Here is a 14,460-nt window from a genome sequence, read left to right on the forward strand (position 1 = left end):
TTGAACCTATGATTCGGCATAACCGAATCGTACACGCATCGGCCTATCAGCCAAGATTCTTGCCCAGTCTCGAAGCGTAACCCGGGGTTCTCTCACCACCTGCAGCGACGGTCCCGGGTTGCGCTGCGCTCCACCCGGGCTACGGTTCGCGCATCTGGCAATCCTCGCCTGCGTCCCGATATAAGGCATAGCCTTTGAAACGGAACGAGGACCGAGTGGACCAATCCGCCACCAAGAAACCTGCCCACCCCGCGCCCGTCGCGCCGCGCCGGCCGCATTCCTTCACGCGGCATGGCATCACCGTAACCGACGATTATGCCTGGCTGAAGGACCCGAAATGGCAGGAGGTGCTGCGCGATCCCTCGATCCTTGATCCTGACATCCGCAACTATCTCGAAGCCGAGAACGCCTATACCGAGAGCCTGCTTGGCCACACCGCACCCTTGCAGAAGAAGCTGGTCGCGGAGATGCGCGGGCGGATCAAGGAAGACGATTCCAGCGTGCCCTCGCCCGACGGTCCCTTCGCCTATTTCCGCAAATTCCGCGAGGGCGGGCAGCACGAGATGTTCGGCCGCATGCCGCGCGACGGTGGCGAGGCGCATGTCGTGCTCGACGGCGACGAGTTGGCGAAGGGCCGCGACTATTTCAGGTTCGGCGGCAGCCGGCATTCGCCCGACCACAGGCTGCATGCCTGGAGCGCCGACACCAAAGGCTCGGAATATTTCTCGATCCGCGTGCGCGACTGGGCAACCGGCGCCGATCTCGACGACATCGTCGAGGAGAGCGATGGCGGCGTGGTGTGGAGCCGCGACGCCAGGAGTTTCTTTTACGTCAAGCTCGACGACAACCATCGCCCGATGCAGGTCTGGCGTCATCGGCTCGGCACCCAGCAGGCCGACGACGTGCTAATATACGAAGAGCAGGATTCCGGCTGGTTCACCCATCTGCATGAGAGCGCGAGCGGACGCTTCTGCGTGATCGCGGGCGGCGACCATGAGACCTCCGAACAGCGGCTGATCGATCTCAGAAATCCCGAGGCGCCGCCGCGGCTGATCGCCGAGCGCAAAGAGGGCGTGCAATATTCGATCGCCGACCGCGGCGACGAGCTGTTCATCCTCACCAATGCCGACGGCGCGATCGACTTCAAGGTGGCGACGGCGCCGCTTGGCACGCCCGAGCGCAAGAACTGGCGCGACCTGATCCCGCATCGCGAAGGCATCTACATCCTCGACCTCGAACTTTTCTCCGGCCACATGGTGCGGCTGGAGCGCGCCAATGCGCTGCCGGCGATCGTGATCCGCGATCTCGAGACCTGCGAGGAGCATGCCATCGCCTTCGACGAGGCCGCCTATTCGCTCGACACCATGGGCTCCTACGAATTCGAGACGACGAACCTGCGCTTCTCCTATTCGTCGATGACGACGCCGTCGGAGGTCTACGACTACGACATGACGAAGCGGACGCGGGTGCTGCGCAAGCGCCAGGAGATCCCCTCCGGCCACGACCCGGCCGACTACGTCACCACCCGCATCATGGCGACCTCGCATGACGGCGCAGAGGTGCCGGTCTCGATCCTGCACCGCAAGGATTTCGTCCGCGACGGCTCGGCGCCGCTCCTGCTCTACGGCTACGGCTCCTATGGCATGGCGATGCCGGCCTCCTTCAGCACCAACCGCCTGTCGCTGGTCGACCGTGGCTTTGTCTACGCGATCGCGCATATCCGCGGCGGCGCCGACAAGGGCTGGGGCTGGTATCTCGACGGCAAGCGCGAGAAGAAGACCAACAGCTTCGACGATTTCGCAGCCTCTGCTCGCGCGCTGATCGATGCAAAATACACGAGCACAAAACGCATCGTCGGCCATGGCGGCTCGGCCGGCGGCATGCTGATGGGAGCGGTCGCGAACCGCGTCGGCGAATTGTTCGGCGGCATCGTCGCCGAAGTGCCCTTCGTCGATGTGCTCAACACCATGCTCGACGACACGCTGCCGCTGACGCCGCCGGAATGGCCGGAATGGGGCAACCCGATCGAGAGCGAAAAGGATTTTCGCACCATCCTTTCGTATTCGCCCTACGACAATGTCGCGGCGAAGGACTATCCCGCGATCCTCGCGATGGGCGGCCTCACCGATCCGCGCGTCACCTATTGGGAGCCGGCGAAATGGATCGCGCGATTGCGCGCAACCATGACCGGCGGCGGCCCGGTCCTGCTCCGCACCAACATGGGTGCGGGCCACGGCGGCGCGTCGGGACGCTTCAACCGGCTCGATGAAATCGCGATCGTGTATGCGTTTGCGCTGTGGACGGTGGGGATGGCGGACGCGGCGGCGTAGCAAACGTAGGGTGGGCAAAGCGAAGCGTGCCCACCTTCTCCTGCACCGAGCGTGGATGGTGGGCACGCTGCGCTATGTCCACCCTACGCGTCTGAGATGAGCCTCCGCTCCGCTCCCTCCCCACGTCGTCTCGGGCTTGCGCGCCGCGGCGAAGCCCCTTGGCGAAGCCGGGACCCGGAACCCATAACCACCAAACCTCTTTCTTGAATCCGGCTGTAACTCCGAGTCTTCGTCACCAAAACCGCCTGTGCTTATGGGTCCCGGCTCGCGCTTCGCTTGGCCGGGACGACGGCGGAGTTTGAAGCGCAAACGAGGACGACAACTGAGAAGGAGAGGAGGCCCGATGCCGCGCTACACCAAGACGGATTTTCCTGTCGACAACATCAGGCGCTTTCTCGAGCCCGGGCCGATCGTGCTGGTCTCCTCCGCGCACAGGAATGAGACCAACATCATGACCATGGGCTGGCACATGATCATGGAGTTTCAGCCCTCGCTGGTCGGCTGCTACATCTGGGACGCCAACCATTCCTTCGAATTGATCCGCCGCAGCAAACAATGCGTGATCAACGTGCCGACCGTCGAGTTGGCGCCGACGGTGGTCAGGATCGGCAACAGTTCCGGACGCGACATCGACAAGTTCGCCGAGTTCGGTCTGACGCCCAGGCCCAGCGAGCTGGTGCGCGCGCCGTTGATCCAGGAGTGTTACGCCAATTTCGAATGCCGGCTGATCGATTCAAGCCTGATCCGGAAGTACAGCCTATTCGTGGTGGAAGTGGTGAAAGCGCACGTCGCGACCTCGCCGAAATATCCGAAGACCATCCACTATCGCGGCGACGGCGAGTTCATGATCTCCGGCGAGAACACGCGCAAATATCGCAAGCTGTTCAAGCCAGAGATGTTGTAGCGGCAAGACCATTCGGGCGGCGGCAGCGCCGCCCGAATGTCCGCCATCCTTACGGATTCGTATAGGCCGTCTTCACCGTCGTGTAGAACTCGGCCGCGTATTTGCCCTGCTCGCGTGGACCATAGCTCGAACCCTTTCGGCCGCCGAACGGAACGTGATAGTCGACGCCGGCGATCGGCAGGTTGACCATCACCATGCCGGCCTCGGCGTTGCGCTTGAAGTCGCTGGCGTATTTCAGACTGGTGGTGCAGATGCCGGCCGATAAACCGAACTCCGTATCGTTTGCGGTCGCCAGCGCCTCGGCGTAGTCATTGACGCGAATGACGCCCGCGACCGGTCCGAAGATCTCCTCGCGCGCGATCCGCATCTTGTTGGTCACCTCCGTGAACAGCGCCGGCTGCAGATAGAAGCCGGGCGCATCGCGCTTCAGCCGCTCGCCGCCGAACACCAGCTTCGCTCCCTCGTCCTTGCCGATCGAGAGATATTTCAGGTCCTGATCGAGCTGGTTCTGGTCGACGACCGGGCCGATATCGGTGCCAGCCTTCAGGGCGTCGTCGACCTTGAGGCCGCCCAGACGCTCGGTGAGCGCGGCGACGAACTTGTCGTGAATGCCCTTGGTGATGATCAGGCGCGAGGCCGCCGTGCAGCGCTGGCCGGTGGAGAAGAACGCGCTGTTGACGGCACATTCGACCGCGACCTTCAGGTCGGCGTCGTCGAGAATGACCAGCGGATTCTTGCCGCCCATCTCGAGTTGGAACTTCTTCATCGGCCGCGATGCCACGCAGGCTGCCGCGACCTTCTGGCCCGTCGCCACCGATCCGGTGAAGCTGATCGCGGCGACGTCGGGATGTTCGAGCAGCGCGGCGCCGACCTCGGAGCCACGACCGATCACGAGATTGAGCACGCCTTTGGGCAGGCCGGCACGCTGCAGGATATCGACCAGCGCCCAGGTCGATCCCGGCACCAGGTCAGCCGGCTTGATCACAACCGTGTTGCCATAGGCGAGCGCGGGCGCGATCTTCCAGGCCGGAATCGCGATCGGGAAATTCCAGGGCGTGATCAGGCCGACCACGCCCAGGGCCTCGCGGGTGATCTCGACGTCGATGCCGGGCCGCACCGAGGAAAGCTTCTCGCCGGCCATGCGCAGGCACTCGCCGGCGAAGAACGCGAAAATCTGTCCCGCGCGCGCGGCCTCGCCGATGCCCTCCGGCAGGGTCTTGCCCTCCTCGCGCGACAGCAAGCGGCCCAGTTCATCCTTGCGCGCCAGGATTTCATCTGACGCCTTCTTGAGGATGTCGTAGCGGACCTGCGGCGTCGCACGCGACCATGCTGGGAATGCCGCCTTGGCGGCTGCGACCGCGGCATCAAGCTGGGCGCGGGTGCCGCGCACGGCCTCGCCGACGATGTCGTTGGTATCGGATGGATTGACGTTGGGCGAACGTGCGCCGTCCGACATCCATTCGCCGTCGATCAGATTGTTGAACATCAGCATGGCTTTCCTCCGTCTTGATCGGGCTTGGTGCCAAAGATCGGTTTAAGAGTTCGAGTACGACTCGGAAACGTTTGGGCCGAGTTCATGCTCGAACAACGAAATCTAGCGTCCGTTCCTTTTCCGCCACGCCGCGAAATCGGTCAATGTCTGCGGATCGGTGGCGGGATAGAGGCCGAAGATGCTGCGGCCGTTGCGGACCTCCTCGGCGACGAAATCCTCGAATGCGGTCATCTCGAAGGTTTCCTCGGCGATCTCATCGGCCAGATGCGCGGGGATGACGATGACGCCGTCGCTGTCACCCAGGATCACGTCGCCGGGAAACACCGGCGCGTCGCCGCATCCGATCGGAACGTTGATCTCGATCGCCTGATGCAGCGTCAAATTGGTCGGCGCGCTCGGACGGTGATGATAGGCGGGAAAGCCGAGATTGGCGATCTCAGCGGAATCGCGAAAGCCACCGTCGGAGACGACGCCGGCGACACCGCGCTTCATCAGGCGCGTCACCAGGATGGCGCCGGCAGAGGCGGCGCGCGCATCCTTGCGGCTGTCCATCACCAGGACGGCGCCGGGCGGGCAATCCTCGATCGCCTTGCGCTGCGGGTGCGAGCGGTCGCGGAAGACGTCGAGCTTGTTCAGGTCCTCGCGCGCCGGCATGTAGCGCAGCGTGAAGGCTTCGCCGACCATGGTCGGCTGGTCCGGGCTCAAGGGGTGGACATCCTGGATGCACTGGATGCGGAAGCCACGCTTGTACAGCGCGGTGGCGACGGTGGCGGTGGAGACGGTTTTTAGCTTGTTGCGGGTGGCGTCGCTGAGTTTGGACATATGGACTGCTCCTTCGTCATTCCGGGAGAGATGCTGCTGCTCCCTCTCCCGCTTGCGGGAGAGGGCTGGGGTAAGGGCTCTCTCCGCGAGTCCCCCAGTGGAGAGAGCCCTCACCCGGCGCTGCGCCATAGCCGAAGCTCCGCTTCGGCGTGTCTTAAGAACGGCCGCCGGAGGCGGCCTACGCCTCTCCCGCAAGCGGGAGAGGTGAAGAAGACATCAATAAATCGACGGCTCATCGACCGGCTTGCCGAAGCCCGTCTCCAGAAAATCGAAATCGCAGCCTTCGTTGGCCTGCTTGATGTGGCGCGAGAACATCCAGCCATAGCCGCGCTCGTAGCGGCGCTCCGGCGGCTTCCAGGCGGCGCGGCGACGTTCGAGCTCTTGCTCCGGCACATCGAGGGTGATGCTGCGGGCGGCGACATCAAGGGTGATGCGGTCGCCATTCTGCACCAGCGCGAGCGGGCCGCCGACGTAAGCTTCCGGCGCCACATGCAGGATGCAGGCGCCGTAGCTGGTGCCGCTCATGCGCGCGTCCGAGATCCGCACCATGTCGCGCACGCCCTGCTTCACGAGTTTTGTGGGGATTGGCAGCATGCCCCATTCCGGCATGCCCGGTCCGCCCTGCGGCCCCGCATTGCGCAGGATCAGCACATGATCGGCGGTGACGTCGAGGTTGGGATCATCGACCGCCTTCTTCATCGAGGGGTAATCATCGAACACCAGCGCCGGGCCTGAATGCTTCAGGAAGCGCGGATCGCAGGCGCTGGGCTTGATCACGCAGCCGTCGGGGGCGAGATTGCCCTTGAGTACCGCGAGCGCACCCTCCTTGTAGATCGGGTTCGCGACGCTGCGGATGACATCGTCATTATAGACTTCGGCGCGGGCGATATTCTCCCCCAGCGTCCTGCCGGTCACGGTCAGGCAGTCGAGATGCAGATGATCCTTGATCCGGCTCATCAGCGCCGGCAGCCCGCCGGCATAGAAGAAATCCTCCATCAGATAGAGATCGCCGCTCGGGCGGACATTGGCGATGACAGGCACCTCGCGGCTCGCCTTCTCGAAATCGTCGAGGGAGATGTCCTGGCCGGCGCGGCGGGCCTGTGCGATCAGATGGATGATCGCGTTGGTCGAGCAGCCCATCGCCATCGCAACCGTGATCGCGTTCTCGAACGCTTTCCGCGTCTGGATCCGTTGCGGGGTCAGATCCTCCCAGACCATGTCGACGACGCGGCGGCCGCATTCGGAGGCCATGCGGATGTGACCGGCATCCGCCGCCGGAATCGAGGAGGCACCCGGCAGCGTCATGCCGATGGATTCGGCGATGGCGGTCATGGTGGAGGCGGTGCCCATGGTCATGCAGGTGCCGTAGCTGCGGGCGATGCCGGCTTCCATGTCGACCCAGTCATCATCGGAAATCTTGCCGGCACGCCGCTCGTCCCAATATTTCCAGGCGTCCGATCCCGAACCCAGCGTGCGGCCCTTCCAGTTGCCGCGCAGCATCGGGCCGGCCGGCAGATAGATCGTGGGCAGGTTCATGGAGGTGGCGGCGAGCAACAGCGCCGGCGTGGTCTTGTCGCAGCCGCCCATCAGCACGACGCCATCGACCGGATGGCCGCGCAGCAGTTCTTCCGCGTCCATCGCCAGCATGTTGCGATAGAGCATGGTGGTCGGCTTCAGGAACGATTCCGACAGCGACAGCGCCGGCAGTTCCATCGGAAAGCCGCCCGCCATCAGCACGCCGCGCTTGACGTCATCGACGCGGCTCTTGAAATGCATGTGACAGGGCTGGGCGTCCGACCAGGTGTTGATGATCGCGATCACCGGCCGGTCCTTCCACTCCTCCGGCGCATAACCCATCTGCATGGCGCGCGAACGGTGGCCGAAGGCCCTGAGATCATCGGGGGCGAACCAGCGCGCGCTGCGGAGTTGGTCGGGCCGCTTCCTCTTATCGCTCATGTCTGGGTGCCCCACTTCTGGACTGTGTTCCGCTCGATGGTGCGGAAGATCAGGTTTTCGACGATCAGGCCGATGATGATCACCGTCAACAATCCGGCGAACACGGCGGGAATGTCGAGCAGGTTGCGGTTCTCAAAGATGTACCAGCCGAGGCCCCCCTGTCCCGACGACACTCCGAACACCAGTTCGGCGGCGATCAACGTGCGCCAGGCAAAGGCCCAACCGATCTTCAGCCCGGTCAGGATCGAACTGAAAGCCGCCGGGATCAGGATGCGCGCCACATAGGGTAGTCCACGCAGGCCATAATTGCGGCCGACCATGCGCAGCGTGTTGGAGACGCTCTTGAAACCCGCATGGGTGTTGAGCGCCACCGGCCAGAGAACGGAATGAATCAGCACGAACACAAGACTGCCATTGCCAAGCCCGAACCAGATCAGTGCAAGCGGCAAGAGCGCGATCGCCGGCAACGGGTTGAACATCGCCGTGATCGTCTCGAGGAAATCCGTGCCGATGCGAGTCGAGATCGCGAGGATGGTCAAGATCGAGGCCAGGGCGATGCCGGCGGAATAACCCATAAACAGTACTTTTAGCGACGCCCATGCCCGCATCGGGATGGTGCCGTCGCGCACCTTCTCGAACATCGTGATGACGGTGTCATGGAAGGTCGGGAACAGCAGGGGATTGTCGAGCAACAGACCGTAAGCTTCCCAGGCTGCCGCCAGGAAGACAATGATGAGCCCCTTGCGCACAAATCCGTCGTTCCAGAGCAGCTCCCACACACTGAGCTTGCGCTCGACCTCGCTTGCGGCCGGCGCGGCCACTGCGTTGCCCTCGCGCAGCAGGATGGTTGCCTCTCTCATCGCGCCCCTCCTCAGTGTGCGGTTGCCGCCTCGGCGAACAGCAGATCGTGTATCTGCTTCTCCAGCCGTGCAGCGCTGCCGTCTTCGCTGGAGACGCGGTCGACGTCAGCGACCTCGGCCTTCACCCGCCCCGGATGCGGCGACAGCAGCAGGATGCGGTTGCCGATCTTGATAGCTTCCGCGATTGAATGGGTGACGAACAGCACGGTGAACTTGGTCTCAGACCAGAGCAGCAGCAATTCGTCCTGGCAAGTCCGTCGCGTCAGCGCATCCAGCGCCGCGAACGGCTCGTCCATCAGCAGAATGTCCGGCTCCATCGCCATGCCGCGCGCGATCGCGACGCGCTGCTTCATGCCGCCGGACAACGTATGCGGATAATTGTCAACCACGCGAGTCAGCCCGACCTTCTCGATATAGGCCCGCGCCTTCGCCTCGGCTTCCTTGCGAGGTAGCCGCCGCGCGGTCAGGAGCGGAAACATCACATTCTCCAGCACGGTTTTCCACGGCAGGAGTTGATCGAACTCCTGAAAGATCATCATCCGATCGGCGCCTGGCTCGACGATCTCGCGGCCGTCAATCCGCATCTTGCCCTCGCTGGGCTGCAAGTACCCGCCGACCGCCTTCAGCAGCGTGGATTTGCCGCAGCCGGACGGCCCGAGCAGCACGAAGCGATCGGAGCGATCGACCGTGAAGGAGACGCGTTCGGTCGCCGTGATGACCGCGTTCGACGTCTTGTAGCGCAGCGTTACGTCGGAGACGTTAAGGAGCGGCGCCATGGGATCAACTGCCCTTCAGGTCGTGCGCGACCGGCAGGTAATAGTCGGTCCACGCCTTGGGCTGCGTCTTCAGCGTGCCCGTCCTGAAGAGATGGTTGGCGAATTTCATGGTGCCCTGCGGCTCCAGATTCCACTCCATCATGCCGGGCTCCTTCAGCCAGGCCAGCAAATCTTCAACTGACGTCTTGTCGCCAGTGATCTCCTTGTAGATTTCGACCGCGAGCTTGGGATCGCTTCGGATCAGGTCATGCGCCTCCTTGGTCGCCAGCCGCACGGCCTGGATGATTTTAGGATTGGCGTCGGCGAATTTCGTCGTGGTGAAGAATTGCGCCTGGCTAAGCGGGCCGCCCATCACGTCAGGCGAGTTCAGCACGACATGCGCGCCCGGCACATTCTTCATCTCAAGGAAGGTAAAGGGAGGGATCGAGAAATGACTGCGCACCTCATGCTGCGGATTGGACATTGCTGCATAGGCATCGGGGTGGCCGAGCTGCACGGTGTTGGGATCGAGCTTCGACCATTGATCCGGGCCGAACAACTCGCCGGCCGCGATCTGCAGCACGATGGCCTGCGTCGAGACCTTCACGGTCGGCAACGCGATTTTATCGTTCGGCCCAAAATCCTTCAGCGACTTGATGTTGGGATCGCGGCTGATCAGCGTCATCGGCTGCGCAGAAGTGGCGACAATGCCTTTCACGCCGCCGCGGGTACGATCCCATAGCAGCAAGAGATTGCCGGTGCCGGTATTGAGGATGTCGACGCCGCCCGCAAGCAGCGCATCGGTCTGCGCGCCGCCGCTAGAGAACGTCAGCCATTTGGTGGTGACGCCGGGCACGCCAAGCGCCGCGGCATGTTTCTCGATCAGCTTCTGCTTCTCGATAATGTGGCTCGGAATATAGAAGATACCCGGCTGCCGCGACAGGGCGATTTCGGTCTTTTGCTGCGCCAGTGCCGCCGAGCCCTGCAGCAGACCAACCGCCACGGCGGCGCCCGCAAGCGTCCGCCACATCATCCTGTTCATTACGCGTTTCCTCTGAGGGTTGCGGATTGACCACCCCGGGGGAGATGCACTAATGTATTAGTGCATCGTTGGCAAGCCTCTCGCCGGGCGTAACGGCAATTCAAATGGATCAACCCGCAATCGGCCAGCGTCGTGTCGTCCCGCGATCGAGCGGGCTGCTCGATCGCGACCGTCAGGCGGCGCCGCAGGTGTTTGAGCGCCTGCGCGGCATGATCATCGCGCTGGAACTGCCGCCGGGCTCCCCGCTGTCGCGCGCCGCGCTGGCAGAACAGTTCGGGGTTTCCTCGACGCCTATCCGCGACGCGCTGAAGCGGCTCGAGGAGGAAGGTCTCGTCGAGGTGTTCCCGCAATATGCGACGGTCGTCAGCCGGATCGACCTGCGCCGCGCGCAGCAGGCACATTTCCTGCGCCAGGCGCTCGAGCTGGAGATCGTGCGCGTGCTTGCGCTGAAACCGGACGAGGCGCTCGTCGCCCAGTTCAACTCCACCATCGCGCGGCAACAGCAGTTTGCAAAGGCCGGCGCCTTCGAGAAATTCATGGCCGCCGACAACGAGTTCCATGCGCAGCTATACGAGGCCGCCGACAAGCAAGAGCTCTGGACCCTCATGCGCAGCCGCAGCGGACATATCGACCGGTTGCGCCGGCTGCATCTGCCCTCGCCCGGCAAGGCGCAGGATATCGTCCGCCATCACAAGCTGATCGCCAAGGCTATCGCCGGCGGTGAGCCGGAGGAAGCGCAAAAACATCTGCGAACCCATTTGTCGGGGACGCTGAGCGAGCTCGCGCAGATCCGCGCGCGGCATCCGCACTATTTCAACGACTGATGCGCGGCGCGTAGGCGTCGAACTGATTTTTCTTCGAATTGTCATCCCGCTTTGGCTCTTTGTATGAGCATGATCTCCGCGCAAACGCTTTTGCGTTTGTCGCGAGGGAAAACCGATTTCCACTTTTCCGGATCATGCTCTAGCATCAGTCGCCCGAGCCGGGATGACACCCCGTCGCCTGGTCCGGACAGAGGAAGGCCGCGACCGCACAGATGACGCTCACAACCAGACTCGCCATCGCCATGATTGCGCTGGTTGCGATCGCAGTGGGCGCGGTCGCATGGCTGAGCTATCGCAACCTGGAACAGGCGTTCGTGCCGCGCGTGCTCGACCGGATCGAGACCTATTCGCGCTTTGTGGCGGGCGACCTGACTTCCTATGCCGACAGCGCGCGCGCCGACATCGTGATCTTTCGCGATTTTGCCGCGGTGATCGGCATGATGCGGGCCCGTCTCAACGACGGGACGGATCCGGTCGATCATGTCAGCGAGGCGCTGTGGCGGGAGCGGCTGGAAAACCGCCTGGCCGCGCAGCTCGCGATCAAGCCGGCTTACGCGCGGCTGCGTTATATCGGCGTTGCCGATGGCGGGCACGAGATCGTCCGCGCCGACCGTTCGGCGCCGGACGGCGCCGTTCGCGCCGTGCCGGAGGCAGAGTTGCCGCGCGCCGGTGACGCGCCCTATTTCCGCGACACGCTCGCACTTGGTGTCGGCGGAATCTATGTCTCGCCGGTCGACTTGGACAAGGATGCCGGCGCGGCGCAGCCGGCGCCGATCCTGCGGGTGGCGACGACGGTGCCGGCGACCGACGGCAAGCCGTTCGGGATCATCCTGATCGAGATCGACATGCGGGGCGAGTTGGACCGCGTGCGGAGTTCGGTACGGCCCGGCGAAGCGGCCTATGTGGTCGACGGCCGGGGCAACTACCTCGTCCATCCCGACCGCACCCGTGAATTCGGCGCGCAGACAGGAGCCGATTGGCGGCGCGACTTTCCCTATCTGGCGTCGGCGCCGGGCACCACGCTGGCCTTCTCGCGCATGGTCGAAGGTTCGGGCGGACGGCCCAACGGCGTGGCGCTGGCGCCCGCGCTGCTCGTCGACAATCAATGGATCGCGGTGATCGAGACGGTTCCGAACGCCGTGTTCATGGCGCCGGCGGCGACGATCCGCAACAGTTCGATCGTCGTCGGCCTGCTAGCCGTGCTGGCCGCGGCGGGACTGGCGATCCTGATCGCGAGGTCGCTGATGCGGCCGATCCGGCAATTGACGGCGGCGATCGAGAGCGTCGCACAGAAGGGCACGGACGCAATTCCGGTCGACGCGCCGGGCGAGACCGGCGTGCTGGCGCGCGCCTTCGTGCGCGTGATCAATGAGGTGAACGCCAAGACGGTTGCGCTCGAGCGCGAGGTGGTCGAACATTTGCGGACCGAAGCCGCGCGGGACCGCCTCGCCGGGCGCGAGCGCCTGTTCAGCGCCGCGGTCGAATCCGCCAACGACGCCGTCATCACGCACTCGCTGGATGGCATCGTCACCGGCTGGAACCCGGCCGCGGAGCGGCTGTTCGGCTATACCGCGACTGAGGCGGTGGGCCGGCACATCTCGCTGATCGTGCCGCCCGACCGCACCGCAGAGACAGACGACGTGGTACGCCGGATCGGCTGGGGCGAAACGATCGCGAACAACGAGACCGTGCGCCTGCGCAAGGACGGCACGCCGGTTGAGGTCTCGCTCTCGATCTCGCCGATCAAGTCGGCATCCGGCGCCATCATCGGCATCTGCAAGACCGCGCGCGACATGACCGAAAGCCGCAAGGCGCAGGAGAATTTGCGCGAGAGCGAACAACTGGCGCGCGGCATCATCAACAGCGCGCTCGACGCCTTCGTGCAGATCGATCAGAAGGGCGTCATCCGCTACTGGAATCCGCAAGCCGCAAGCCTATTCGGATGGCCTCACGAGGAGGCGCTCGGGAAGAACGTATTCGAGCTGCTCGGGCGGCCGGACGGCCCGCTCAGGGCGGCGCTGGGGGCCTTCCTGCAATCAGGCGGCGTACAGTTGCAACAGCCGCGCCGCGAGGTGCTGGCACGGCGGCGCGACGGCACGGAGTTCACCGCGGAACTGAGCATCGCCGCGCTGAAGACCCGCGACGGTTTCGTGTTCAACGGCTTCGTCCGCGACCTCACCGACAAGATCGCCGCCGAGGAGCGCATGAGGCAGGCGGAGAAGATGGAGGCCGTCGGCCAGCTCACCGGCGGCATCGCGCATGACTTCAACAACATCCTCACCGTCATCACCGGCACGATCGAGATCCTGGCCGACGCGGTGAAGAACGAGCCGCAGCTTGCCGCGATCACCAAGATGATCGACGAGGCGGCCGGGCGCGGCGCCGAGCTCACCCAGCATCTCCTTGCATTCGCCCGCAAGCAGCCGCTCGACCCACGCGAGATCGACGTCAACCTCCTGATCGTCGAGACCACCAAGCTGTTGCAGCGAACGCTCGGCGAGCATGTCGAGATTGAATCGATCTTCGAGGACGAGACCTGCCTTGCGGTCGTCGACCCCAACCAGCTCGTCACCGCAATCCTCAACCTCGCGCTCAACGCCCGCGATGCGATGTCCAATGGCGGCAAGCTCGTGCTCGAGACCGGCACCGTCTTCCTCGACGAAACCTACGCGAAACTGCAGGGCGACGTCCGGCCGGGGCGCTATGCCATGATCGCGGTGAGCGACACCGGCACCGGAATCCCCTCCGACATCATCGACAAGGTGTTCAACCCGTTCTTCACCTCGAAGGGTCCCGGCAAGGGCACCGGGCTCGGCCTGAGCATGGTCTACGGCTTCATCAAGCAGTCAGCGGGGCACATCAAGATCTACAGCGAGGAAGGCCACGGCACCACGGTCAAGATGTACCTGCCGCCTGCGACCCGCGCGACGGCCTCGATCGAGCCGACGTTCGCGGCCAGGCTCGAGGGCGGGAACGAGACCATCCTCGTCGTCGAGGACGACAAGCTGGTGCGCGACTATGTGCTGACGCAATTGCACTCGCTCGGCTATGTCACGCTGGCTGCCGCAAACGCCGCAGACGCGCTCGCCATCGCCCGCGCCGACCGGCCGTTCGACCTCTTGTTCACCGACGTGATCATGCCCGGCATGAACGGCCGCCAGCTCGCCGAGGAGATCCACAAGCTGAAGCCCGACGTGAAGGTGCTGTTCACCTCGGGCTACACCGAGAATGCCATCATCCATCACGGCCGGCTGGACGAAGGCGTGCTCTTGCTGGCGAAGCCCTATCGCAAGTCGGACATGGCGATCATGATCCGCAAGGCGCTCAGCGCATAGGGCTGCCAGCTCAAATGCGAAAGATGTTGCAATATCTCACAGCAAATAACGCTGTCGTCCCGGGCTTGACCCGGGACCCATAACCACAGGCATATGTGATGTAAAACGCTGTGGCCGCCCGTTCGCGCCGCAACCAACAT

At 64.0% G+C, this 14,460-nt stretch carries 10 protein-coding genes; 4 read left to right on the forward strand and 6 right to left on the reverse strand.

Annotated features, from left to right (window positions below):
- Window positions 1-215: 215 nt before the first annotated feature.
- Window positions 216-2,330, forward strand: coding sequence for a S9 family peptidase (locus tag OZ411_RS33280; RefSeq protein WP_282531328.1), 2,115 nt, complete (start codon window positions 216-218; stop codon window positions 2,328-2,330).
- A gap of 343 nt (window positions 2,331-2,673) precedes the next feature.
- The gene (locus OZ411_RS33285) at window positions 2,674-3,234 is read left to right on the forward strand and encodes a flavin reductase family protein (RefSeq protein WP_282531329.1); all 561 of its coding nucleotides are present in this window, start codon (window positions 2,674-2,676) and stop codon (window positions 3,232-3,234) included.
- 49 nt (window positions 3,235-3,283) lie between these two features.
- Here the strand turns inward: OZ411_RS33285 and OZ411_RS33290 are convergent, their stop codons facing one another.
- The 6 genes from OZ411_RS33290 to OZ411_RS33315 form a co-directional block, all read right to left on the reverse strand.
- Window positions 3,284-4,726 carry an aldehyde dehydrogenase family protein gene (locus OZ411_RS33290; RefSeq protein ID WP_282531330.1) on the reverse strand — a complete coding sequence of 481 codons (1,443 nt, stop codon included), beginning with the start codon at window positions 4,724-4,726 and terminating at the stop codon, window positions 3,284-3,286.
- A 102-nt stretch (window positions 4,727-4,828) separates the two neighbouring features.
- Window positions 4,829-5,548: a ribonuclease activity regulator RraA gene (locus OZ411_RS33295; RefSeq protein WP_282531331.1), complete on the reverse strand. Its 720-nt coding sequence runs from the start codon at window positions 5,546-5,548 to the stop codon at window positions 4,829-4,831.
- Between the two features lie 216 nt (window positions 5,549-5,764).
- Window positions 5,765-7,504: an L-arabinonate dehydratase gene (gene araD, locus OZ411_RS33300; RefSeq protein WP_282531332.1), complete on the reverse strand. Its 1,740-nt coding sequence runs from the start codon at window positions 7,502-7,504 to the stop codon at window positions 5,765-5,767.
- Window positions 7,501-8,364, reverse strand: a complete 864-nt coding sequence (locus tag OZ411_RS33305) for an ABC transporter permease (RefSeq protein ID WP_282531333.1) — start codon at window positions 8,362-8,364, stop codon at window positions 7,501-7,503. Before OZ411_RS33305 ends, araD begins: the two co-directional genes overlap by 4 nt.
- Before the next feature lie 11 nt (window positions 8,365-8,375).
- The gene (locus OZ411_RS33310) at window positions 8,376-9,140 is read right to left on the reverse strand and encodes an ABC transporter ATP-binding protein (protein WP_282531334.1); all 765 of its coding nucleotides are present in this window, start codon (window positions 9,138-9,140) and stop codon (window positions 8,376-8,378) included.
- Window positions 9,141-9,144: 4 nt separating this feature from the next.
- Window positions 9,145-10,152 (reverse strand): ABC transporter substrate-binding protein, encoded by a 1,008-nt coding sequence (locus tag OZ411_RS33315; RefSeq protein ID WP_282531366.1) that lies wholly within the window; start codon window positions 10,150-10,152, stop codon window positions 9,145-9,147.
- A 113-nt stretch (window positions 10,153-10,265) separates the two neighbouring features.
- Between OZ411_RS33315 and OZ411_RS33320 the strand changes: the two genes are divergently transcribed.
- Both OZ411_RS33320 and OZ411_RS33325 read left to right on the forward strand, forming a co-directional pair.
- Complete coding sequence (locus OZ411_RS33320) at window positions 10,266-10,985, forward strand: GntR family transcriptional regulator (RefSeq protein ID WP_282531335.1); 720 nt, start codon at window positions 10,266-10,268, stop codon at window positions 10,983-10,985.
- 212 nt (window positions 10,986-11,197) lie between these two features.
- A complete protein-coding gene (locus tag OZ411_RS33325) occupies window positions 11,198-14,320 on the forward strand; it encodes a PAS domain S-box protein (RefSeq protein WP_282531336.1) in 3,123 nt (1,040 codons plus the stop codon).
- The last annotated feature ends 140 nt before the right edge of the window (window positions 14,321-14,460 follow it).

The sequence above is a fragment of the Bradyrhizobium sp. Arg237L genome (assembly GCF_029990105.1).
Lineage (GTDB): Bacteria > Pseudomonadota > Alphaproteobacteria > Rhizobiales > Xanthobacteraceae > Bradyrhizobium.

What these genes read in the sequence shown, in the direction of transcription:
- OZ411_RS33295 (WP_282531331.1), bottom strand. Translation starts at nt 5,548, where the DNA reads ATGTCCAAACTCAGCGACGCCACCCGCAACAAGCTAAAAACCGTCTCC.
- OZ411_RS33305 (WP_282531333.1), bottom strand. Translation starts at nt 8,364, where the DNA reads ATGAGAGAGGCAACCATCCTGCTGCGCGAGGGCAACGCAGTGGCCGCG.
- OZ411_RS33285 (WP_282531329.1), top strand. Translation starts at nt 2,674, where the DNA reads ATGCCGCGCTACACCAAGACGGATTTTCCTGTCGACAACATCAGGCGC.
- OZ411_RS33320 (WP_282531335.1), top strand. Translation starts at nt 10,266, where the DNA reads ATGGATCAACCCGCAATCGGCCAGCGTCGTGTCGTCCCGCGATCGAGC.
- OZ411_RS33290 (WP_282531330.1), bottom strand. Translation starts at nt 4,726, where the DNA reads ATGCTGATGTTCAACAATCTGATCGACGGCGAATGGATGTCGGACGGC.
- araD (WP_282531332.1), bottom strand. Translation starts at nt 7,504, where the DNA reads ATGAGCGATAAGAGGAAGCGGCCCGACCAACTCCGCAGCGCGCGCTGG.
- OZ411_RS33310 (WP_282531334.1), bottom strand. Translation starts at nt 9,140, where the DNA reads ATGGCGCCGCTCCTTAACGTCTCCGACGTAACGCTGCGCTACAAGACG.
- OZ411_RS33315 (WP_282531366.1), bottom strand. Translation starts at nt 10,152, where the DNA reads ATGATGTGGCGGACGCTTGCGGGCGCCGCCGTGGCGGTTGGTCTGCTG.
- OZ411_RS33325 (WP_282531336.1), top strand. Translation starts at nt 11,198, where the DNA reads ATGACGCTCACAACCAGACTCGCCATCGCCATGATTGCGCTGGTTGCG.